Source organism: Ligilactobacillus sp. UO.C109 (assembly GCF_026847815.1).
GTDB classification, from domain to species: Bacteria; Bacillota; Bacilli; order Lactobacillales; family Lactobacillaceae; genus Ligilactobacillus; species Ligilactobacillus salivarius.
The window spans coordinates 578,444-600,362 of record NZ_JAPSFH010000027.1 but is presented as its reverse complement, the minus strand read 5'-3'; the positions used below and the strand labels follow the sequence as shown (position 1 = coordinate 600,362).

The window sequence follows — 21,919 nt, the reverse complement described above, 5'->3', positions numbered from 1 at the left end:
ACTTGGTGAATGAAGGAACTCAAATTGTAGAGTTTTTTGGAATTCCTTTTAATGTTGGTAATATTGTTTCTGGATTAGTTTCAGCGGTAATAGTATTCTTAGTATTATTTTGGTTATCTCGTAAAATTCAAATGAAACCTGTTGGTAGACAAAATGTTTTAGAATGGGTTGTAGATTTTACAAATGGTATTATAAAGAATGCTTTACCAGATGAAGAAGGAAAGCAGTTTGGTTTGTTAGCCTTTACCTTATTTGTTTTCATCTTTATCTCTAATCAGTTGGGATTAATAATAGAGCTTACGTTTAATGGAGTTGAATATGTGAAAAGTCCCACATCTTCTCCATTAACAACGTTAACTCTAGCATTTATGATACTAGTGTTATCCCATTATTTAGGAGTAAAGAAATTTGGTTTTAAGGGATATTTTAAAAATACATTCCTTAGTCCAATGCCAGCATTATTACCTATTAGTATTTTTGAACAATTTACTAATTTTATAACATTGGCATTGCGTTTATATGGTAATATTTATGCCGGTGAAGTTTTGCTAAAATTAATTTACAATATGGCAAACTCTAAAGGTGTATTAACATATATACCTGCAATTCCATTGGAAATTATATGGCAGGGATTCTCTGTCTTTATCGGAAGTATCCAAGCCTATGTCTTTGTCACATTGACAATGGTATACATCTCTCAAAAAGTTGAAAAAGAGTAATCGAGGAGGATTTTAATTATGAGTGCTTTAGCATTAATTGGTGCAGGTTTAGCTGCTGCAGGTGCTGCTATTGGTGGTGCTATTGGTAACAGTCTTGTTATTTCTAAAATGTTGGAAGGTATGGCTCGTCAACCAGAACTTTCAAATCAATTACGTAGTAATATGTTCATTGGTGTTGGTTTGGTTGAAGCTACACCTATCTTAGCTATTGTTGTTTCTTTCTTGCTTGTTGCAAAAGGATAATTCTCAATTTAATTAATTTAACAAATATTGGATTGAGGAGGTGTCAATAGTAATGAACACAACATTTTTACTAAGTGCTACTGAACAAGGTGTTGCATGGGGAGATTTTATTTTCTACATCGTAACGTTCTTGATTTTGCTTGCTCTAGTTAAAAAGTTTGCATGGACTCCTATCACGGATATGATGGAAAAACGTGCAACAAAAATCTCTAATGATATTGATTCTGCTGAACAAGCGCGTCAAAAAGCAGAAGAGTTAGTTGAAAAACGAGATCTTGCTTTGAAAAACTCTCGTTCAGAAGCTTCTCAAATTATTGATCGTGCAAAGAAAAATGGAGAACAACAAAAGGCTAATATTGTAAGTTCAGCACATGAAGAAGTTCAGACAATGAAAGCTAATGCTAAGAAGGATATTCAACAAGAACGCCAAGAAGCATTAGATAGTGTAAAAAATGATGTGGCAGAGTTATCTATTGAAATTGCTTCGAAGATTATTCGTAAAGAACTAACTGCTGATGACCAAAAGGCCTTAGTTGATTCATATATCGAAGGGTTGGGAAAGCAAAATGAAACTAGATAATGAAACGATAGTACATCGTTATGGAAAAGCCTTATTTGAACTTGCTGAAGAAATGAAAATAAGAAATGAATTTCATTCTGAATTGCAAGAATATAAGAAGGTACTCCAGAATGAACCACAGTTAAAAGTCTTTATGAGTAGTAATCAAATTAGTCCTGAAGCTAAATTGAAGATTATGGAAATTTTGAAGAAAGATTCTTCAAAGTTAATGACTAATCTTTTAGATATGCTCTATGACTATGGTAGAATTACTAATTTAGAAGGCATTATTGATGAATTTGACAGATTAAATGACGAATTCGAAAAGACAGTGCGTGCATCAGTCATAACTGCTATCGAATTAGATGAAGAACGCAAACAAAAACTAGCATCTTCATTTGCTAATGTTGTTGGTGCAAAAAAAGTCATTATTGACCCTATTGTCGATCCTGGGATTATAGGTGGAGTTATTTTAAAATCTGAAAGCTATATCTATGATGGATCTATTAAAACAAAAATTGCACGCATTAAACGTCTATTATTAAAATGATTTAAAGAGGTGAGACTTTTATGAGCATTAAGGCTGAGGAAATCAGTGCTCTGATTAAACAACAATTAGCAAATTATCAAGATGAGCTTACTGTTGATGAAGTTGGTACTGTTACTTATGTTGGTGACGGAATTGCTCGTGCTAATGGTTTAGACAATGCGCTTGCTGGCGAATTGGTTGAATTTGATGATGGTACTTACGGTATGGCTCAAAACCTTGAATCTAATGATGTAGGTATCATTATTTTAGGTTCTTTTAAGGGAATTCGTGAAGGAGATACTGTTAAACGTACAGGTCGAATCATGGAAGTTCCAGTTGGTGAAGAGCTAATTGGTCGAGTTGTAAACCCATTAGGACAACCTATTGATGGTTTAGGTGAAATTAAAACAAATAAAACACGTCCAGTTGAAAGAAAAGCTCCAGGTGTTATGGAACGTCAATCAGTTACAGAACCATTACAAACAGGTTTGAAAGCTATTGATGCATTAGTTCCAATTGGTCGTGGACAACGTGAATTAGTTATTGGTGATAGAAAGACTGGTAAGACATCAGTTGCTATCGATACAATCATAAATCAAAAAGATCAAGATATGATCTGTATTTATGTAGCTATTGGTCAAAAGGACTCAACAGTTCGTACGTCTGTAGAAACTTTACGTAAATTTGGTGCTATGGATTATACAATTGTTGTTTCTGCTGGCCCATCATCACCAGCACCATTATTGTACCTAGCTCCTTATGCTGGTGCTGCTATGGGTGAAGAATTTATGTTCAATGGTAAGCATGTTTTGATAGTATATGATGATCTTTCAAAGCAAGCTGATGCTTACCGTGAACTATCTTTGATTCTAAGAAGACCACCTGGTCGTGAAGCTTATCCTGGTGATGTTTTCTACTTACATTCACGTTTATTAGAGCGTGCTGCTAAGTTAAGTGACGAATTAGGTGGAGGATCAATGACGGCATTGCCGTTTATTGAAACAAAAGCAGGGGACGTTTCTGCTTATATTCCAACTAATGTTATTTCTATCACAGATGGTCAAATTTTCTTAGACAGTGATCGTTTCTATTCAGGTATTCGTCCAGCTATTGATGCTGGTACATCTGTTTCACGTGTTGGTGGTAACGCACAAGTTAAAGCTATGAAGAAAGTTGCTGGTACTTTACGTACAGACTTGGCATCTTATAGTGAACTAGAGTCATTTGCTCAATTTGGTTCTGATTTAGATGAAGCAACACAAGCAAAATTGAATCGTGGACGTCGTACAGTTGAAGTACTAAAACAACCACTTCATAAACCACTTCCTGTTGAAAAACAAGTATTGATATTATACGCATTAACACACGGATTCTTAGATCCAGTTAAAGTTGATGATATTTTACCATATCAAGATGGTTTATTTGATTATTTTGATGCAAATCATAAAGATTTACTTGACGAAATAGCAAATACAGGTAAACTACCTGAAACTGAAAAATTAGATGCTGCAATCAAAGAATATGCAGCTACATTCCAAGCTAGCGAAAAATAAGAAAGGTTGGTGAAAACTAATGCCAGCTTCTCTACAAGAAGTTAAACGTCGAATTGAATCGACTAAAAAAACTAGTCAAATTACCAGTGCGATGCAGATGGTTTCAACTGCTAAGCTTAGTCAAATTCAAAAGCATGCGACTAGTTATCAAGTTTATGCCACCAAAATTCGCAGTGTTATAACACATCTTTCTAAATCACATTTACTAGATTCAGTAAATACTACTAGTAAAAATAGTGGTGGAAAGGTAAACACTCTAGGAATGTTAAGGCAGCGTCCAGTAAAAACTACAGGGATTGTTGTCATTACTTCTGACCGTGGTTTAGTTGGAAGTTACAATAGTAATGTTATTAAAGAAACTCTCGAACTTATAGAAAATAATCATCATAGTACTGAAGATGTAGCTATTATAGCTATTGGAGGTACTGGAGCAGATTTCTTTAAGAAGAGAGGTTATAACGTTGCTTATGAGTACCGAGGGATAAGTGATATTCCTACTTACAAAGATGCTAGACCTTTAGTAGAGGCAATTGTAAGTATGTATGATAAAGAAGTATATGATGAATTATTCGTTTGTTACAGTCATTTTGTAAATACATTAACATCAGAATTTAGAGCTGAAAAAATGTTACCAGTTTCAGCTGAAAACATGGGACATGATGATTTAACAAGTAACGATGAAGGCTACAGTATTGAATACGAAACTGAGCCTTCTGAAGATGCAATATTAGAAGTAGTTTTGCCACAGTATGCTGAATCTTTGGTATATGGTGCAATTCTTGATGCTAAAACATCTGAACATGCATCAAGTTCTACTGCAATGAAATCTGCATCTGATAATGCTAAGGATATTATTTCTTCATTAGAATTGCAGTATAATCGTGCTCGTCAAAGTGCTATTACTACTGAAATCACAGAAATTACAGGTGCTCAGGCTGCCTTAGAATAGTAAAAAATTGGGAGGAATAAACTAATGAGTTCTGGTAAAGTAGTTCAAGTTATCGGACCCGTTGTTGATGTTCAATTTCCTCTAAGTGAATCATTACCAGATATTGACGATGCTTTGAAAGTGAAACGTGAAGACGGTACAGAATTAGTTATCGAAGTTGCACTTGAGCTTGGTGACGGTATTATGCGTACTGTTGCTATGGACTCCACTGATGGTTTAAAGCGTGGAGCTGAAGTTGAAGGTACAGGGGCATCTATTAGTGTTCCTGTTGGTAAAGATACACTTGGACGTGTATTTAACGTTTTAGGAAATACCATTGATAATGGGCCTGAATTTGATGAGGATCATCCACGTAATCCTATTCATCGTGATGCTCCTAAATATGATCAATTGAGTACAGGGATTGAAATCCTTGAAACAGGTATAAAAGTTATTGACCTTTTAGCACCTTATATTAAAGGTGGTAAAATTGGTTTGTTCGGTGGTGCCGGTGTTGGTAAGACTGTTTTGATTCAAGAGTTAATTCATAATATTGCTCAAGAACATAACGGTATTTCAGTATTTACTGGTGTTGGTGAACGTACTCGTGAAGGTAACGATTTATACTTTGAAATGAAAGAATCTGGCGTTTTGGAAAAAACAGCCATGGTATTCGGACAAATGAATGAGCCACCTGGAGCTCGTATGCGTGTGGCTCTTACAGGGTTAACATTAGCTGAATATTTCCGTGATGTTGAAGGTCAAGATGTGTTATTATTTATTGATAACATTTTCCGCTTCACACAAGCTGGTTCTGAAGTTTCAGCTTTGTTGGGACGTATACCTTCTGCCGTTGGTTATCAACCAACACTTGCAACTGAAATGGGTCAATTACAAGAACGTATTACTTCTACTAAGAAAGGTTCTGTAACTTCTATTCAAGCTGTTTATGTTCCAGCTGATGACTATACTGACCCTGCACCTGCAACAACATTTGCTCACTTGGATGCTACAACTAACTTGGAACGTTCTTTAACACAACAAGGTATTTATCCAGCCGTGGATCCATTAGCATCTACTTCAAGTGCTTTAACACCTGAAATTGTTGGTGAAGAACATTATGAGGTTGCTACAGAAGTGCAACATGTATTACAACGTTATCGTGAATTACAAGATATCATTTCTATTTTAGGTATGGATGAATTATCTGATGAAGAAAAGATTATTGTTGCACGTGCACGTCGTATACAATTCTTCTTATCACAAAATTTCCATGTTGCTGAACAATTTACAGGTAACCCTGGTTCTTATGTTCCTGTTGAAGAAACAGTAAAAGGATTTAAAGAAATTTTAGAAGGTAAGTATGATAATCTTCCTGAAGAAGCCTTCAGATTAGTTGGTGGAATCGAAGATGTAGTTGAAAAAGCTAAGAAACTTGCTGGCAATAATTAAGGAGGTAACGTCTGATGGATGAAAAATCTATATTGACGATAAATGTCGTTACTCCTGATGGAAGTGTTTATGAAAATACTACGGATTTAGTTATTTGTAAAACTACTGTAGGTGAAATAGGTATAATGCCTAATCACTTACCATTGCTGGCTTCTTTAGCTATTGATGAAGTTCGAGTAAAAGTTGATGATGAAAATTTTGATGAAATTGCTGTTAGTGGCGGATTTGTGGAATTTTCAGACAATAATTTATCTGTTGTTGCTTCAGCTGCCGAAAGAAAAGAAACTATTGATGTTTCTCGTGCGGAACGTGCTAAGCAACGTGCTGAAAAGCGTATTGAAGAAGCTAAGAACGAAAATAATGACATTGATTTACGTAGAGCTGAAGTTTCCCTACGTAGAGCTATAAATCGATTGAACATTTCAAAACACTAATCATAATAGAAAGACAGTATTTTTTGGATACTGTCTTTTTTATGTAGAAAAATTTAAAATTTTATAAAAATCATGACTTAATTTATAAATTATGCTATTATGAGTTCGATTAGTTTAGAAAGGAATAATATTAATATGTATTTAGGATTAATGGCAGTAGTTACAATTATTAGTCATTTTTTCTTCATAACACTCGTTTTTATAAGTTTTCAGGGATTAAGACTAGATTATTTTTTTAGTAAGGAAAAACAAGGAAAATTCCGATTAGCACTTGTACTTTTTTCTGTAGCTATCGGGTATTTAGCAAGTGAATTCTTCTTAAGTTTTATCGATAGTATTCGCAATTTGCTATTTTTAATTAAGTAATGCAGAGTGAGGAATTGTAATGGAAAAAATTGTAGTTCGTGGTGGAAATAAGTTAGAAGGAGAAGTAGAAATTGAAGGAGCTAAAAATGCAGTTCTTCCTATCTTAGCTGCAGCAATCTTGCCCAGCGAAGGAAGAACGATTCTAACTAATGTTCCAATGCTATCTGATGTATATACTATGAATAATGTAATCAGATTTTTAAACGTTAAGGTTGGCTTTGATGAAAATGAAAAATCAGTTGAAATAGACGCAACTGGTAAATTATCATATGATGCACCATTCAAGTATGTTTCTAAAATGAGAGCATCGATTGTTGTGTTAGGACCATTATTAGCACGATTAGGCAAAGCTAGAGTAGCAATGCCTGGAGGATGTGCTATAGGTTCTCGTCCAATAGACTTACATTTAAAAGGATTAGAATTGTTAGGAGCTAAAATTGAGCAACATAATGGTTACATAGATGCACATACCGATGGAAGATTGGTGGGAGCAAATATTTATTTAGATTTTCCAAGTGTTGGTGCTACTCAAAATATTATGATGGCTGCTACTCTAGCTAAGGGCACAACTATTATTGAAAATGTTGCAAGAGAGCCAGAAATTGTAGATTTAGCTAATGTTTTAAATAAGATGGGAGCTAAAGTTTACGGAGCGGGTACTGAAAAAATCAAAATTATAGGTGTAGAAAGTTTACACGGAACTGAACATGCTATTATTCAAGATAGAATAGAAGCTGGAACATTTATGGTTGCTAGTGCTTTAACCCAGGGAAATGTTTTAATTAAAGAAGCAATTGCAGAACATAATATCCCATTGATTTCTAAACTAGAGGAAATGGGTGTAAAAGTTATCGAAGAAAATGAAGGCATTCGAATAATAGGACCTGAAAAATTGAAACCAACTACAGTTAAAACTTTACCTCATCCGGGTTTTCCTACGGATATGCAACCACAAATTTCAATTTTGCAACTAGCTGCTGAGGGAACAAGTATTTTAACTGAAACTGTGTTTGAAAATAGATTCATGCATTTAGAAGAATTAAGAAGAATGAATGCTGATTTTAAAGTAGAAGGGAATTCGGTAGTTCTTCATGGGCCAACTGATTTCAATGGTGCCGAGGTAGCTGCTACTGATTTAAGAGCTGCAGCTGCGTTAGTTTTGGCAGGATTAGTTGCGAAAAATATTACTCAAGTTACTAATCTAAAGTATCTTGACAGAGGATATTATCATTTCCATCAAAAATTAGCTTCTTTAGGTGCTGATATTAAGAGAATTGATGATATTACTGATAGATCATTTGAAATAAAAAAGGAAAAATTAAAAAACGTCAATAACTTACAATAACTAAGTTCTTAATCCGTTAAATCAAATAAGATGGTTTAACGGTATTTTAGTGTTTTTAAATAGGAATTAAAAATTAAAATTTAATCTTGTCTATGGTATAATAAGCTAGATATATTATTAATTTGATAAATAAAATTTAGTAAAAGGAGATTTCTCTTATGGTGAAGGATATAGGTATCGACTTGGGTACTGCTAATGTTTTAATAAATGTTAAAGGTAGAGGTATTGTCCTTAATGAGCCATCAGTTGTTGCTATAGATACTAAGAGTGGCAGGGTTCTTTCTGTTGGATCTGAAGCATATCAAATGGTTGGTAGAACACCTAGTAATATTCGTGCAATTCGTCCTTTAAAAGATGGAGTAATTGCTGATTTTGATATGACTGAGCAAATGTTGTCCTACTTTATAAAAAAATTAAACGTTAAAGGTTTCATGTCTCGTCCTAACATTTTAATTTGTTGTCCTACTAACACTACAGATATTGAAAGAAAAGCAATTAGACAAGCAGCAGAAAAATCTGGTGGTGGTAGTAAGGTATACTTGGAAGAAGAACCTAAAGTTGCAGCAATTGGTGCAGGTTTAGATGTTTTCCAACCACATGGAAATATGGTAATTGATATCGGTGGTGGGACTAGTGATATAGCAGTACTATCACTAGGAGATATTGTTGTAAGTCGTTCATTACGTGCAGCTGGAGATAAATTAAATAGTGATATCGCAAATTACGTAAGAAATAAACATAACTTAATTATAGGTGAAAGAACTGCTGAAAAAGTAAAAATGGAAATAGGTTCTGTACTAAAAGGACACAGAGATGAAACATTTAGTGTACGTGGTAGAAATGTAGTTGATGGATTACCTAAGACTATTACGATGACTTCTGATGAAACGGAAGAAGCAATGCATGATACGATGCAAGCTATGATTTCTGCTGCTAAGGATCTATTAAGTACGACTCCTCCAGAATTAGCTTCAGATATCATTGATAGAGGAATTGTTATTACTGGTGGTGGTGCATTGTTAGATGGAATAGACATGTTGTTCTCAGAGCATTTGAAGGTACCAGTTATGATTTCAGAAACTCCATTGGATGATGTTGCTTTAGGAACAGGAAAATTACTTGACCATATTGAAAAATCAAATTAATAAGGGAATAATATTCTTAATAAGATGTTATCAAAAGTATATTTCTCCTATGTTTCCACCAACGTGTAGATATTATCCAACTTGTTCTAACTACGCAATAGATGCAATAAAAAAGCATGGTGTTGTTAAAGGAATTATAATGGGGTTTTTTAGGATTTTGAGATGTAATCCATTTGTAGAGGGTGGAGTAGATGTTGTTCCGGAGAAGTTTACAATTTTTAGAAATGATGATAAGTAGGAGGATTTTTTGTGTCGAAACGAGAAAAGAATATTGAAATACTTGAAGTCGAAAAAATTGTTGATAATAATACAATTACAGAACTAACTACTAAGGATCAAGAAGTGATCGGTAGAATTTTGCAAGATGGGAAAAGATATATTGCAGAATTGAAAAATGGTGAAACTTTTAGAGTCAGTTCACAAGCTGAAGCAATGGAAATTTTATTAAGAGAATATCATTTGCATAGATAATAAGCTACGAACAGTAAAAGTTAATAGTGTACCAATATAACTAATTTGTTAGACAAAGGAGAAGGATAGTAGTGCAGGATAGACAGTCGCGAGAACGTCGTGAAGAAGAAGACGCACGAATAGATTGGGGAATCATTCTATCTGTTATGGTTCTTGCAATAATAGGAATGCTTTCAATTTATGTTGCTGCAAGTCATGACACTAGTACAATGAGTGTACCAAGAACACTTATTTCTCAAGCTATGTGGTATGCAATAGGGATAGGTGCAATTATATTTATTATGCAGTTTGATGCTGAACAATTGTGGAAAGTAGCTCCTATTGCGTATGGTTTAGGTATTACTTTGTTAGTTTTGGTTTTGATTTTTTATAGTAGAGCTTATGCTTTAAAGACTGGGGCTAAGAGTTGGTTAGCTTTTGGACCTTTGACTTTTCAACCGTCTGAAGTGATGAAACCTGCCTATATTTTAATGTTAGGTAGGGTGGTTGCACAGCATAATGCAGAGTTTTATGAGCATACTATTAAAACAGATTGGAATTTGATAGGAAAGTTGGCTCTATGGACATTACCGGTTGCTGTATTGTTGAAATTACAAAATGACTTCGGTACAATGTTAGTTTTCTTTGCTATTCTTAGTGGTGTGATTTTAGTTTCAGGTGTTTCTTGGAAGATACTAGCACCTCTTTTTGGAGGTGCTGCTTTCTTAGGAACCGCTGGTATTTTATTAGCTGTTTATGGGAGAAATTTATTAATGGCAATAGGTTTTAAAGCTTATCAATTTGCTAGAATTGAAGCTTGGTTAAACCCATCTGCATCCACTACGGGTAATAGTTATCAATTATGGCAAAGTATGAAAGCTATTGGATCAGGACAGTTATTTGGTACTGGATTTAATCATTCTAATGTATATGTTCCTGTTAGAGAATCGGATATGATATTTTCTGTTATAGGTGAAAATTTTGGATTCATTGGTGGATGCATTTTAATTTTTATATATCTATTACTTATTTTCCAAATGATTCAGGTTACCTTTGATACTAGAAATGAATTTTATGCGTATATTTCTACAGGTGTTATTATGATGATCTTATTCCACGTTTTTGAAAATATTGGTATGAGTATTGGATTATTACCATTAACAGGTATTCCTCTACCATTTATAAGCCAAGGTGGATCTGCTTTAATTGCAAACATGATAGGTATAGGATTAATAATGTCCATGAGATACCATAATAAGAGCTATATGTTTAGCAGCAGTAAGGAATTTCGTTAATACATACTGAGGTGAGAATAAATTATGTTAAAGGTTTATTGTTATAAAAAATGTAGTACATGTAAAAAAGCAATTAAATGGCTAGATAATCATAGTATTGATTATAAATATTATGAGATTACTGAAGAAAGACCTCAGGAAGATTTATTCAAATTATGGTTACAAGATACAGAAAAAAAGGCAACATATTTCTTTAATACTAGTGGTAACTTATATAGAACAATGAATCTAAAAGATAAATTGAAGGAGTTATCAATTGAAGAAAAAGCAAAATTGTTAGCTGACAACGGAATGTTAATCAAAAGACCTTTAGTAATAAAAGACGATGGTAGTGTGCTTTGCGGCTTTAAAGAAGAAAAGTACAAAGAATTTTTATAAAAAAGTAATTCTAAAATTGAAAATTCGAACTATAATTTATTAATCTAATAATTATGGTTCGAATTTTTTTATTAGATTAATATGATAATTTACTTGTGGTGCAATCTAATTTTTAATACAATAATGACAGAAGGAAATTATGGGGAGGTAGGCACGATGGATGGAATAGATTTTTTGATAGAATTTTTAAATGATTATTATAAGGCAAAATTAAAAAATATTCATGATATTGCTGGTAATGTCCATTTATCTGGATATAGTGAATTATATAAAAAAGACTTATTTGTTAAGATTTTTAGTAATAAAGATATGTTTTACGCTGAACAACATGTAAATCAAGTATATTATCCTGAGATTTATCTAGATAGTGTGATTTTTGAAGATAATTATGTAGTAGTTCTTAAGGATAGACAATTAGAGGATACGGATAAGAAAAAAATCTCTAAAGAACAAGCTTATTTATATGGTAATTTATTAGCAGATTTCCATAATAAATTAACAGGAAATGTATCTGTTTATGAAGATAAAAGTTCATTAGGTGAACAAATAGATACTTTAGTAAAAATGCTGCAAAACACAGAATATATAGATGATATTAATGATGTAAATAAAATTATTAAAGAACGTCTTGAAAAAGCACAATTGGAGTATGAATTATTACCAAGAGTAGTGTTGCATGGTGACTTTAGTATTAGAAATATAAAAAAATATCAAGATCAAGTAATATTAATTGATTTCGAACGTTCTCGTATTGGAGTAGCATATCAAGATTTTGTGAAGTTCTTTTTTAATGAAGTAAAAGATTTAGATTTAAGAAATGCTTTCTTGAAGGGCTATAGAGAAAATAGACCATTTGAAATTCCTAGTGAAACTCTTCAAAGTGTATTATTATTTAAAACAGCATTAGAGATATTGAATTTTCATCTATCACATCCTGAGAAAAAATTTGGGAGAATGGCTGATGATATGTTAGTAGCTATTAAGGAAGATAAGAGTTTTTTAGAATTGTAATACGGCTACTTTATGACTGGTAATTTATATATTAATAAAAATTTGATAAGTTTACTTGCATTTATAATTAAGATAGTGCATTATTAATTTTAGTACATATTAAATAGGAGTTTTTTAATTCATGGCTAAAAGAGGTATGTTGATTGTTCTTTCTGGCCCTTCAGGTGTTGGAAAAGGAACTGTCAGAAAAGAGATATTTTCACAACCAGGTAATAAGTTTCATTATTCTGTTTCTATGACAACAAGAGAAATGCGTCCTGGAGAAGTAAACGGTAAAGATTACTATTTTGTATCAAAGGAAGAATTTGAACAAGAAATTGCTGCTGGACAAATGCTAGAGTATGCACAATACGTAGATAATTATTATGGTACTCCATTGAAGTATGTTAATGAGATGCTTGATAGTGGTAAGGATGTATTTTTAGAGATTGAAGTTAAAGGTGCTATGCAAGTTAGAGAAAAGGCTCCGGATGGCTTATTTATTTTCCTTACACCACCAGATTTGATGGAGTTGAGACAGCGCATTATTAATCGAGGTACTGATGATATTGATACTATTAATAAACGTATGAAAAAAGCAGTAGATGAGATAGAAATGATGCAAAATTATGATTATGCTGTTGTAAATGACGAAGTTGAGAAGGCAGCCGAAAAAATTAAAACAATAATTAGAGCAGAACGCTGGAGAGTAAAGCGTTTCTTGCCAGACTATCGAAAACAGTTAGGAGAGTTGAATTAAAATGATTTTATACCCATCAGTAGATGATTTATTAGAACAAGTTGATTCTAGATATTCTTTAATTATGTTAGCTGCTAAGCGTGCACACGATTTAGATGCTGGTTCCCCAGAATTATTATCCAATTATGAATCACCAAAAAATATTGGACATGCATTAGAAGAAATAGCTGCTGGTAAAGTTAAAATTAAGGAAGACTAATTATATATAATTAGTAGCTATATTAAAGCCGTAGAGATTGTTCTCCACGGCTTTTTTATAATGAAATTGTATGTCACTTGGTATAATATAGTATATGAGATTTATTCTATGATATTGATAGAAATTTGAAGGGATGAAGTCTTTATGGAGAGAAAAAATATTGCTGTATTTTTAACAGGTGGAATTGCTGTTTATAAAGCAGCAAATGTTGTTAGAGGCTTAATTAAAAAAGGATTTAAAGTAAAAGTAGCTATGAGCGAAGCTTCTCAAAAATTTATAACTCCATATACATTCCAAGCTTTAACACATGAAGAAGTCTATACTGATTTATTTGAGATAACAGATGATAACCCAATACCACATATTGAATTAGCTAATTGGGCTGATTTTGCTTTGATTATACCAGCTACAGCAAACATAATAGCAAAAATGGCTAATGGTATAGCTGATGATTTTATTACTACGACACTATTAGCAATAGATATGCCGAAATTTGTTGTTCCAGCGATGAATGAGAAAATGTTATTGAACAATGCTACCAAAAGAAATATGCAAACTTTGATAAATGATGGTGTAAAAATAATGTCTCCAGATACAGGTATGTTAGCTGAAGGATATACTGGTAAGGGAAGATTGCCTAAAGAAGAAGAGATCATTGAGTGGATTATTAATAAAATAAATTTAAAGAAAGATTTAGTTGGTAAAAAAGTCGTTATTTCTGCTGGAAGTACAATCGAACCAATTGATCCTGTCAGGTATATATCTAACTATTCGAGTGGAAAAATGGGCTACGCTTTAGCGGAAGCAGCATTCGAACGTGGAGCAAGCGTTACATTAGTAAGTGGTCCTACTAATTTATTGGCAACCCCAGGTGTAAAAATCAACAGAATTAAAACAACTAAAGAATTAGAAAGAAAAATGAATGAAGAATTTAAAACTGCTGATATTGCAATAATGGCAGCAGCTGTTTCTGACTATCATGTTGCTAAAGTAGCAAATAACAAGATTAAAAAGACTGGAGAAAAGTTAACATTAGAATTGGTACAAAATCCTGATATTTTAAAAGGACTGGGCTCAGTTAAGGAAAAACAAATATTAGTAGGATTTGCTGCTGAGACGAATAATTTATATGAAAATGCTCAAAATAAGTTACTTTCCAAACATGCGGACATGATTGTTGGAAATGACGTATCTAGAAAAGATATAGGATTTGGAAATGATGATAATGAAGTAACACTATTTACTTTGAAAAATAGTCCTATTAAGTTACCTAAGACTAATAAAAAAGAATTAAGTCATAAAATTTTGGATGTAATTGTTGAAAAACTTATGTCTAAGGAGTGATTTAAAATTTTAAAAAATTTTGCTGAAGTTATTGTAGATGTACCTACAATGCAAACTAATAAACCATTTACTTATAAAATACCTGAAAATTTGCAGGGACAACTAGAAAAAGGAATGAGGGTAGTAGTTCCCTTTGGAAAGGGAAACAGATTGATTCAGGGATTTATTATAAATTTTAAGTCTAGTAGTGAAAATATAGATAATATAAAAGAAATTGATAGTGTATTAGATTTAGAACCTGTATTGAATGAAGAAATGTTGGAAATTGCAGATTGGTTGTCAAAGTATACTTTTTCATTCAAAATTAGGTGCCTTCAAGTAATGCTTCCAAGTATTATGAAAGCTAAATATGAGCGAAAGTTTACTTATATTGGAGAGCAAGATGAAAAAGTTAAAGAGCTATTTTCAGGCAAATCTGATTTATTAGATAGTGATAAAAAAGTAAATTCTAGTACGATAAATAAATTATTACAGTTAAGAAAGCAAGGAAAAATAAAAGTAGACTACATTGTAAAAAATAAGGCTAAAGCAAAGTTAGTCTCAGTGGTTAAGACAAAATTATCTTTACAAGAGTATGAGAATGAGTTAGGAAGTATTTCCCCTAATGCCAGCAAACAAAAAAAGTTACTAAATACATTAAAAGAGTTTCCTGTGGGGTCAAAAATACGGCAAAGTGAATTGAGGGAAAAATACAATTTTACTAATGCTGATATAAAAAATGCTAGTGAAAAAGGATGGATAGATGTAGTAAAAGTTGAAAAATATCGCGATCCATTTGCTAACTATAAGAGTTATTATGAAAAAAAGCATAAGCTTACACAAGAACAAAGTAAAGTTGTGAAAAAATTAGATAATGATATCGAAAACGATAAAGCGCGAGTATCTTTGCTTCAAGGGGTAACAGGAAGTGGAAAAACAGAGGTATATTTACAAGTAATAGATACTGCTCTTAATCAAGGGAAAACAGCTATTGTATTGGTTCCTGAAATATCGTTAACACCGCAAATGGTAAAAAGATTTAGAGCTAGGTTTGGCACCAAAGTTGCAGTTTTGCATAGTGGGCTTTCTATAGGAGAAAAATACGATGAATGGAGAAGAATAGAGAGAGAAGAAGCACAGGTAGTTGTAGGAGCGCGATCTGCTATTTTTGCTCCTTTGAAAAATTTAGGAGTCATAATAGTGGATGAGGAACATGAATCTAGTTACAAGCAAGATGAAATGCCTAGATATAATGCAAAAGATGTTGCTAAATGGCGTGGAATATACCACTCATGTCCTGTTATTTTCGGGAGTGCAACCCCATCACTAGAGTCTAGAGCTAGGGCACAAAAGGGAGTATATGATTGGTTAAGATTAACTAAAAGAGTTAACGATCAAAAGCTACCTAAAGTACAAATTGTTGATATGAGAGAGGCAGTAAAAACCTCTCCAATTCCAGATTTTTCTCTTAAAATGGTTAATTCAATTCAGGAAAAACTAGATAAAAAGGAACAAATAGTGCTTCTATTAAATCGTAGAGGGTATTCGACGTTTATGATGTGTAGAGAGTGTGGTTATGTAATAAAGTGTCCTAACTGTGATATTTCTTTGACAGTTCATTTAGATAGCAGATCTTTAAAGTGTCATTATTGTGGATATGAAGCGAGAATACCATATGAATGTCCTAGTTGTAGTAGCAAAAAAATAAGATATTATGGTACTGGGACACAAAAAATTGAAAAAGAGCTAAAAGGTCTATTTCCACAAGCTCGAATTTTGAGAATGGATGTAGATACAACTAGAAAAAAAGGAGCACATGAGAAACTATTAAGAACATTTGGAGATGGGGAGGCTGATATTTTACTTGGAACGCAAATGATAGCTAAAGGACTAGATTTTCCAAATGTAACTTTTGTTGGAGTTTTAAATGCAGATACATCGCTTGGGATATCGGATTTTAGAGCAAGTGAGAGAACTTTTCAACTTTTAACACAAGTTAGCGGACGTGCTGGACGTGCTGATAAAGATGGAGAGGTTATTATTCAAACTTTTAATCCTGATCATTATGCTATAAAACTAGCTCAGAATCACGATTATGAAAATTTTTTCTATAAAGAAATGAAACTTAGACATAATTTAAATTATCCACCGTATTACTATACATTAAAGATAACAGTAAGTTCTAATTCAGAGTCATTGACGGCTAGAACTATTTTTAAAATAAATAATGAAGTAAGGATGAATGTCTCTAAAGGAACTATTATATTGGGTCCGACTCCACAGACGGTTACTAAAATAAATAATCGTTATTATTATCAAATTGTTATTAAATATAAAAAAGAAACAAAATTAATTAACTATTTACAAGATTTGCTTCTTTCAAGTCAAATAATTGAAAGAGAAGGTATACAAATTGTGATAGATAGAGAACCATTGAAATTTAATTAAGTTAAGGACGTGATATTATGACAAATATTGTATTTATGGGAACACCAACTTTTGCTGCACCAATTTTAGAAGGAATTATTGAAAATGGTTATAATGTTTTAGCTGTGGTCACACAACCTGATAGACCTGTTGGAAGAAAGAGAGTACTACATGCCTCACCTGTAAAAGAAGTTGCTTTGAAATACGGTATAAAAGTATTTCAACCAGTAAAATTAAGTGGCAGTGATGAAATGCAGGAAATAATAGACTTACAACCAGATTTAATAGTAACAGCAGCATACGGTCAATTTTTGCCAACAAAATTAATTGAAAGTGCAAAAATTGCTGCAATTAATGTTCATGGATCATTATTGCCTAAATATAGAGGCGGTGCTCCTGTACAATATTCAATTATGAATGGTGATGATAAGACAGGTGTAACTATTATTTATATGGTTAAGAAAATGGATGCTGGGGATATGCTAGCTCAAGCTGAATTAAAAATAGAATCTACAGATGATACTGGAACTATTTTTGAAAAAATGAGTATTTTAGGAAGAGATGTGCTTCTAGAAACATTACCTAAAATTATTTCTGGTAATGTTGAAGCTGTAAAACAAGATGAAAATAAAGTTGTTTTTTCACCTAATATCAAACCAGAAGAAGAAATTTTACACTTAAATTTAGAAGCTAAAGAAATTGATTGGAAGACGAGAGCATTACGCCCAGCACCTGGAGCTTATTTTAAAAATTTCAAAGGAAAGAGAACGAAGTTATGGAGTATTAAACCACTTGAAGAAAAAACAGAATTCGCTCCAGGATATGTTGTGAATGTTGATAAGCATGAGTTAAAAGTATCTGCATATAATGGGACTGTTTATTCAATTATTGAATTACAACCGGCAGGTAAACAAAAAATGGATATAACTTCATATTTAAATGGAGTTGGACAAGGATTAAAAATTGGACAAAGGATAATTGAAGATGAAGAATAAGACAGTTAGATTACTAGCAGTTGAATTACTAACTAGAGTTGAAAGTCAAGGTACATATTCAAATCTAGCATTAAATAAAGTGATAGAAGAAAATAACCTTTCTGTTAAAGATACAAAATTATTAACAACAATTGTTTATGGAGTAATACAACATAAGTTAACTTTAGAATATTGGTTAGAACCATTTATTAAGAAGGCAAATAGGTTACAATTATGGGTTAAGGAATTATTATTAGTATCATTGTATCAAATGGTTTATTTAGATAAAATTCCAGACCGAGCTGTATTTAATGAATCTATTGAAATAGCAAAAATCAAGGGACATACCGGTATTAGAAAATTTGTTACAGGTGTGCTGCATTCAATCAGAAGAAATGGTTTGAGAGAAGTTAATGAAATTGATAACGATATTACAAGGTTGAGTATAGGGACTAGTACCCCTGAGTGGCTAGTGGAAGAATTAATTAAGGAATTAGGAATTACTAAAGTCGAGTCGATATTAGATACAATAAATACTTCTCCAAAGCATAGTGTAAGAATCAATACTCATAAAGTTAACAAGCAAATTTTAGTAAATGAACTAAAGAATGATGGCTATACGATTAGAGAAAGTGAAGTTACACCAGATGCTTTAATAGTAGATGGGGGCTTCTTACCAAAGAGTTCAGAATTTCGAAATGGAAAGATGATAATTCAAGATGAAAGTGCAATGTTAGCTGTTGAAAGTATGGATATTCAAGAAGATGATATAGTTCTAGATGCTTGTGCTGCTCCTGGTGGTAAAACAACACAAATAGCTGAAAAATTAATGACAGGTGAAGGCAAAGTTTGGGCTTTAGATATTCACAAACATAAGGTGAAATTGATAGAGGAAAATGCTAATAAATTAGGATTAATATCTAAAGTATCAGCTAAACAATTAGATGCGAGAAAGGCGATAACAGAATTTGATTCGGAAAAATTTGATAAAATTTTAGTAGATGCACCTTGTTCTGGATTAGGCTTAATGAGAAGAAAACCAGAAGTAAAATATGAAAAAAAGTTGGCTGACTCATATAGTCTACATGATATTCAAGTTAATATTTTAGAAAAAATAGCACCTTTATTAAAAAAAGGTGGATACTTGACTTATAGTACATGTACAATTTTAAATATTGAAAATCAAAAAGTTATTGATGATTTTCTTAAAAAGCATCCAGAGTTTGTTCAAGAAAAGACTTATACAAAAAATAAATTAAAAGATGAAAGAGATACACTTTCTTTAACCATATATCCAGATGATTACATGTCGGATGGTTTCTTTATAGCAACGCTACGTAAAAAATAGGAGTTGATGAGTATGGAGATTGCATATTTAAGTGATTTAGGAAAAATGAGAAAAAATAATGAAGACTATGTTGGAAAATTTGTCAATAAAGCTGGAGCAGTAATGGTAATTGTGGCTGATGGATTAGGTGGCCATAACGGGGGAGAAGTAGCTTCAGAAATGGCAGTATCCCATCTAGGCTATTACTTTAGTGAAACAAGTTTTTTTTCTATTTCTCAAGCAAGTACTTGGCTTTCTAAAAAAGTAGATGAAGAAAATAGTTTAATTTTAAAAAATTCTCTTCACTATAAAGATTTACGTGGTATGGGAACAACATTAGTAGTAGCTATCATATTTGAACAAGAATTTTTACTAGCACATATAGGTGACAGTAGGGGATATATTTTAGAAAAAGGAAATCTTACTAGGGTTACAGAAGATCATTCTCTAGTCAATGAATTAATAAAAGAGGGTGAATTAAGTCCAGAAGAGGCTGAGCATCATCCTAAAAAGAATATCATCACACGATCTTTAGGAATATCGGAAAATTCAGAATTAGATGAAGAATTTTTTCAAATTACTAAAAATAGCATTTTGATGTTATGTACAGATGGTTTAACTAATATGGTTGAAGATACGAAGTTAGAACGTTTATTAAATATATCTGAATCTTTACCTGATAAATGTCAAAGATTGGTTGATGAGGCTAATAGAGCAGGAGGAAATGATAATATTTCTGTATTACTTGTGTCGTTTGATGAAGAGGTGAAATATTAATGGGACCAGGATACGTTTTGAATGGTCGTTATAAGATTCGACGTGTTCTAGGTGAAGGTGGAATGGCTAATGTTTATTTAGCTGATGATTTAATTTTAAATCGACCAGTTACGGTGAAAGTTTTAAGACTAGATTTACAAAATGATCCTGCTTCTTTGAGAAGATTTCATAGAGAAGCGATGTCATTAACAGAATTAACTAATCCTAATATAGTTAACATTTATGACATTGATCAAACAGATGATGGTATGCAGTATCTAGTTATGGAATATGTAGATGGTATGGATTTAAAAGCATACATAAAGAAAAATCATAAACTTCCATACGAACGTGTAATAGAAATTATGGAACAAATCTTATCGGCTGTAGAGGATGCGCATGCACACAATATAATTCATAGAGATTTAAAGCCGAAAAATATTTTAATTGATAAGAATGGGACAGTTAAGATTACTGATTTTGGAATTGCTGTTGCAGTTGCGGAATTTACAATGACTCAGACTAATACATTAGTTGGTTCAGTACATTATATTTCACCTGAACAAGCAAGAGGAAGTATGGTAACTAAGCAATCCGATATTTATTCTTTAGGAATAATTTTGTTTGAAATGTTAACTGGTGAAGTTCCGTACCAAGGAGAGACAGCTATCTCTGTAGCTTTAAAGCATTATCGTAATGATATGCCATCTGTTCGTAATTATGATAATAATATTCCACAATCCCTAGAGAATGTCATATTGCATGCGACTGCTAAAAATTTAAATGACCGATATAAAACAGTGGCAGAAATGGCGGATGATTTAAGAACAGTTTTAGATGAAGATAGAAAAAACGAAAAAGTATGGAGACCGCAAAATTTTGTTGATGAAGAAACAAAGATATTACCTCAAATAAAAGACAGTTTTATTGACGAAAATTTAGATGAAACTAAAACTTTGATTCTCTCAGAAGATGCTATAAAGAAGAACGAAGAAACTACTAAGACTAGAGAGAAAAAACAAAAGTGGAGCAGAAAAAAAAGAGGTATTACAGTTGGGGCAATAATATTAGCTTTAATCGTTATTTCAGTTGTGATTTTTGCTTTAATTACAACTCCCAAAGTAATTACTATGCCAGATTTAAGAGGAATGACTCAAACGCAGGCTGAAAGCATTCTTGATAACAAGAAATTAGAAATAGGTAAAGTTACGGAAAAATATTCAAATTTATATAATTATGGTCAAATAGTTAGTACTAATCCTAAGCAGGGATCAAATGTACGGCAAAAAACATCGGTAGGTTTGGTAATATCTAAGGGACCAGATAAGAAACCATTTGGCGATTATCGCGGACAAAATTATGATGATGTTAAAGAGAGACTTGAAAATCAAGGTGTACATGTTTATAAGAAATTGAAGTATACTGATGACGTTACTAAAGATTCAATAACATCTCAAAGTTTAAAGCCAAGTGCTGCTGTTGTTATGAGTCAAACAACCGTTACATTTACAGTTAGTAAAGGTCCCGTTCATTTTAGGTTAAAAATGTTTAGTGGGATGAATAAATCTCAAATTGAAAGTTACGCTAAGCAACAGAATATAGATGTAGTTTTTCAGTACGAGGCATCTGATAAGTTTAAAAGTGGTGAAGTTGTGAGGCAAGGTCCAGCACCCAATGCTATTGTTGAGAGAGGATCACAAGTAATTGTTGTGTTAGCTAAATAATAAAGTGAGGAAATATAGGATGTATTTCTCTACTTTTTTATAT

The 21,919-nt window shown here is 32.4% G+C and carries 24 protein-coding genes; all 24 read left to right on the top strand.

The features are described from left to right. Positions 1-5: 5 nt before the first annotated feature. Positions 6-719, top strand: a complete 714-nt coding sequence (gene atpB / locus OZJ21_RS07280) for a F0F1 ATP synthase subunit A (RefSeq protein ID WP_003705974.1) — start codon at positions 6-8, stop codon at positions 717-719. Positions 720-737: 18 nt separating this feature from the next. Continuing rightward, positions 738-962, top strand: coding sequence for a F0F1 ATP synthase subunit C (atpE, locus tag OZJ21_RS07275; RefSeq protein WP_003699937.1), 225 nt, complete (start codon positions 738-740; stop codon positions 960-962). A 52-nt stretch (positions 963-1,014) separates the two neighbouring features. Then, positions 1,015-1,542 (top strand): F0F1 ATP synthase subunit B, encoded by a 528-nt coding sequence (gene atpF, locus OZJ21_RS07270; protein WP_003699938.1) that lies wholly within the window; start codon positions 1,015-1,017, stop codon positions 1,540-1,542. Beyond that, on the top strand, positions 1,529-2,071 hold the full coding sequence (gene atpH, locus OZJ21_RS07265; protein ID WP_003705975.1) for an ATP synthase F1 subunit delta: 543 nt from the start codon (positions 1,529-1,531) through the stop codon (positions 2,069-2,071). Before atpF ends, atpH begins: the two co-directional genes overlap by 14 nt. Positions 2,072-2,091: 20 nt before the next feature. Further along, complete coding sequence (gene atpA / locus OZJ21_RS07260; protein WP_003699942.1) at positions 2,092-3,603, top strand: F0F1 ATP synthase subunit alpha; 1,512 nt, start codon at positions 2,092-2,094, stop codon at positions 3,601-3,603. 19 nt (positions 3,604-3,622) lie between these two features. Further along, on the top strand, positions 3,623-4,552 hold the full coding sequence (locus OZJ21_RS07255; RefSeq protein WP_087366063.1) for a F0F1 ATP synthase subunit gamma: 930 nt from the start codon (positions 3,623-3,625) through the stop codon (positions 4,550-4,552). 24 nt (positions 4,553-4,576) lie between these two features. Beyond that, positions 4,577-5,983, top strand: a complete 1,407-nt coding sequence (gene atpD / locus OZJ21_RS07250; RefSeq protein WP_003699945.1) for a F0F1 ATP synthase subunit beta — start codon at positions 4,577-4,579, stop codon at positions 5,981-5,983. Between the two features lie 14 nt (positions 5,984-5,997). After that, on the top strand, positions 5,998-6,417 hold the full coding sequence (locus OZJ21_RS07245) for a F0F1 ATP synthase subunit epsilon (RefSeq protein ID WP_087250143.1): 420 nt from the start codon (positions 5,998-6,000) through the stop codon (positions 6,415-6,417). A gap of 99 nt (positions 6,418-6,516) precedes the next feature. Next, positions 6,517-6,783 carry a DUF1146 family protein gene (locus tag OZJ21_RS07240; RefSeq protein WP_003699948.1) on the top strand — a complete coding sequence of 89 codons (267 nt, stop codon included), beginning with the start codon at positions 6,517-6,519 and terminating at the stop codon, positions 6,781-6,783. 19 nt (positions 6,784-6,802) lie between these two features. Further along, entirely contained in the window at positions 6,803-8,128 is a 1,326-nt protein-coding gene (gene murA / locus OZJ21_RS07235) for a UDP-N-acetylglucosamine 1-carboxyvinyltransferase (RefSeq protein ID WP_003699949.1), read from the top strand. Between the two features lie 158 nt (positions 8,129-8,286). Then, positions 8,287-9,273, top strand: coding sequence for a rod shape-determining protein (locus tag OZJ21_RS07230; protein ID WP_003701754.1), 987 nt, complete (start codon positions 8,287-8,289; stop codon positions 9,271-9,273). Next, a complete protein-coding gene (yidD, locus tag OZJ21_RS07225) occupies positions 9,248-9,511 on the top strand; it encodes a membrane protein insertion efficiency factor YidD (RefSeq protein WP_201897166.1) in 264 nt (87 codons plus the stop codon). The genes OZJ21_RS07230 and yidD overlap by 26 nt, the downstream gene beginning before the upstream one ends. Before the next feature lie 11 nt (positions 9,512-9,522). After that, positions 9,523-9,744, top strand: a complete 222-nt coding sequence (locus OZJ21_RS07220; RefSeq protein ID WP_003699952.1) for a DUF2969 domain-containing protein — start codon at positions 9,523-9,525, stop codon at positions 9,742-9,744. A gap of 71 nt (positions 9,745-9,815) precedes the next feature. Further along, positions 9,816-11,018: an FtsW/RodA/SpoVE family cell cycle protein gene (locus OZJ21_RS07215; protein ID WP_003699953.1), complete on the top strand. Its 1,203-nt coding sequence runs from the start codon at positions 9,816-9,818 to the stop codon at positions 11,016-11,018. Positions 11,019-11,042: 24 nt separating this feature from the next. Further along, positions 11,043-11,396, top strand: a complete 354-nt coding sequence (locus OZJ21_RS07210) for a Spx/MgsR family RNA polymerase-binding regulatory protein (RefSeq protein ID WP_003701717.1) — start codon at positions 11,043-11,045, stop codon at positions 11,394-11,396. Positions 11,397-11,552: 156 nt separating this feature from the next. Continuing rightward, positions 11,553-12,407 (top strand): phosphotransferase, encoded by an 855-nt coding sequence (locus OZJ21_RS07205; protein ID WP_268857633.1) that lies wholly within the window; start codon positions 11,553-11,555, stop codon positions 12,405-12,407. Positions 12,408-12,528: 121 nt separating this feature from the next. Next, the gene (gene gmk / locus OZJ21_RS07200) at positions 12,529-13,146 is read left to right on the top strand and encodes a guanylate kinase (protein WP_003699957.1); all 618 of its coding nucleotides are present in this window, start codon (positions 12,529-12,531) and stop codon (positions 13,144-13,146) included. A 1-nt stretch (position 13,147) separates the two neighbouring features. Continuing rightward, on the top strand, positions 13,148-13,345 hold the full coding sequence (rpoZ, locus tag OZJ21_RS07195; protein ID WP_003699958.1) for a DNA-directed RNA polymerase subunit omega: 198 nt from the start codon (positions 13,148-13,150) through the stop codon (positions 13,343-13,345). 144 nt (positions 13,346-13,489) lie between these two features. Next, positions 13,490-14,689, top strand: coding sequence for a bifunctional phosphopantothenoylcysteine decarboxylase/phosphopantothenate--cysteine ligase CoaBC (gene coaBC / locus OZJ21_RS07190; protein ID WP_268857632.1), 1,200 nt, complete (start codon positions 13,490-13,492; stop codon positions 14,687-14,689). 6 nt (positions 14,690-14,695) lie between these two features. Further along, complete coding sequence (gene priA / locus OZJ21_RS07185; RefSeq protein WP_268857655.1) at positions 14,696-17,116, top strand: primosomal protein N'; 2,421 nt, start codon at positions 14,696-14,698, stop codon at positions 17,114-17,116. 17 nt (positions 17,117-17,133) lie between these two features. Further along, the gene (fmt, locus tag OZJ21_RS07180; protein WP_003705980.1) at positions 17,134-18,090 is read left to right on the top strand and encodes a methionyl-tRNA formyltransferase; all 957 of its coding nucleotides are present in this window, start codon (positions 17,134-17,136) and stop codon (positions 18,088-18,090) included. Next, positions 18,080-19,417: a 16S rRNA (cytosine(967)-C(5))-methyltransferase RsmB gene (gene rsmB / locus OZJ21_RS07175; protein ID WP_003705982.1), complete on the top strand. Its 1,338-nt coding sequence runs from the start codon at positions 18,080-18,082 to the stop codon at positions 19,415-19,417. The genes fmt and rsmB overlap by 11 nt, the downstream gene beginning before the upstream one ends. Positions 19,418-19,429: 12 nt before the next feature. Beyond that, on the top strand, positions 19,430-20,173 hold the full coding sequence (locus OZJ21_RS07170) for a Stp1/IreP family PP2C-type Ser/Thr phosphatase (RefSeq protein WP_003705984.1): 744 nt from the start codon (positions 19,430-19,432) through the stop codon (positions 20,171-20,173). Further along, a complete protein-coding gene (gene pknB, locus OZJ21_RS07165; RefSeq protein ID WP_034982532.1) occupies positions 20,173-21,876 on the top strand; it encodes a Stk1 family PASTA domain-containing Ser/Thr kinase in 1,704 nt (567 codons plus the stop codon). Before OZJ21_RS07170 ends, pknB begins: the two co-directional genes overlap by 1 nt. The last annotated feature ends 43 nt before the right edge of the window (positions 21,877-21,919 follow it).

Coding starts and splice junctions, on each gene's coding strand:
- OZJ21_RS07245 (WP_087250143.1), top strand. CDS start 5,998: ATGGATGAAAAATCTATATTGACGATAAATGTCGTTACTCCTGATGGA.
- rsmB (WP_003705982.1), top strand. CDS start 18,080: ATGAAGAATAAGACAGTTAGATTACTAGCAGTTGAATTACTAACTAGA.
- murA (WP_003699949.1), top strand. CDS start 6,803: ATGGAAAAAATTGTAGTTCGTGGTGGAAATAAGTTAGAAGGAGAAGTA.
- atpE (WP_003699937.1), top strand. CDS start 738: ATGAGTGCTTTAGCATTAATTGGTGCAGGTTTAGCTGCTGCAGGTGCT.
- gmk (WP_003699957.1), top strand. CDS start 12,529: ATGGCTAAAAGAGGTATGTTGATTGTTCTTTCTGGCCCTTCAGGTGTT.
- OZJ21_RS07205 (WP_268857633.1), top strand. CDS start 11,553: ATGGATGGAATAGATTTTTTGATAGAATTTTTAAATGATTATTATAAG.
- fmt (WP_003705980.1), top strand. CDS start 17,134: ATGACAAATATTGTATTTATGGGAACACCAACTTTTGCTGCACCAATT.
- atpF (WP_003699938.1), top strand. CDS start 1,015: ATGAACACAACATTTTTACTAAGTGCTACTGAACAAGGTGTTGCATGG.
- coaBC (WP_268857632.1), top strand. CDS start 13,490: ATGGAGAGAAAAAATATTGCTGTATTTTTAACAGGTGGAATTGCTGTT.
- OZJ21_RS07210 (WP_003701717.1), top strand. CDS start 11,043: ATGTTAAAGGTTTATTGTTATAAAAAATGTAGTACATGTAAAAAAGCA.
- OZJ21_RS07230 (WP_003701754.1), top strand. CDS start 8,287: ATGGTGAAGGATATAGGTATCGACTTGGGTACTGCTAATGTTTTAATA.
- atpA (WP_003699942.1), top strand. CDS start 2,092: ATGAGCATTAAGGCTGAGGAAATCAGTGCTCTGATTAAACAACAATTA.
- rpoZ (WP_003699958.1), top strand. CDS start 13,148: ATGATTTTATACCCATCAGTAGATGATTTATTAGAACAAGTTGATTCT.
- atpD (WP_003699945.1), top strand. CDS start 4,577: ATGAGTTCTGGTAAAGTAGTTCAAGTTATCGGACCCGTTGTTGATGTT.
- OZJ21_RS07170 (WP_003705984.1), top strand. CDS start 19,430: ATGGAGATTGCATATTTAAGTGATTTAGGAAAAATGAGAAAAAATAAT.
- pknB (WP_034982532.1), top strand. CDS start 20,173: ATGGGACCAGGATACGTTTTGAATGGTCGTTATAAGATTCGACGTGTT.
- OZJ21_RS07255 (WP_087366063.1), top strand. CDS start 3,623: ATGCCAGCTTCTCTACAAGAAGTTAAACGTCGAATTGAATCGACTAAA.
- OZJ21_RS07240 (WP_003699948.1), top strand. CDS start 6,517: ATGAGTTCGATTAGTTTAGAAAGGAATAATATTAATATGTATTTAGGA.
- atpH (WP_003705975.1), top strand. CDS start 1,529: ATGAAACTAGATAATGAAACGATAGTACATCGTTATGGAAAAGCCTTA.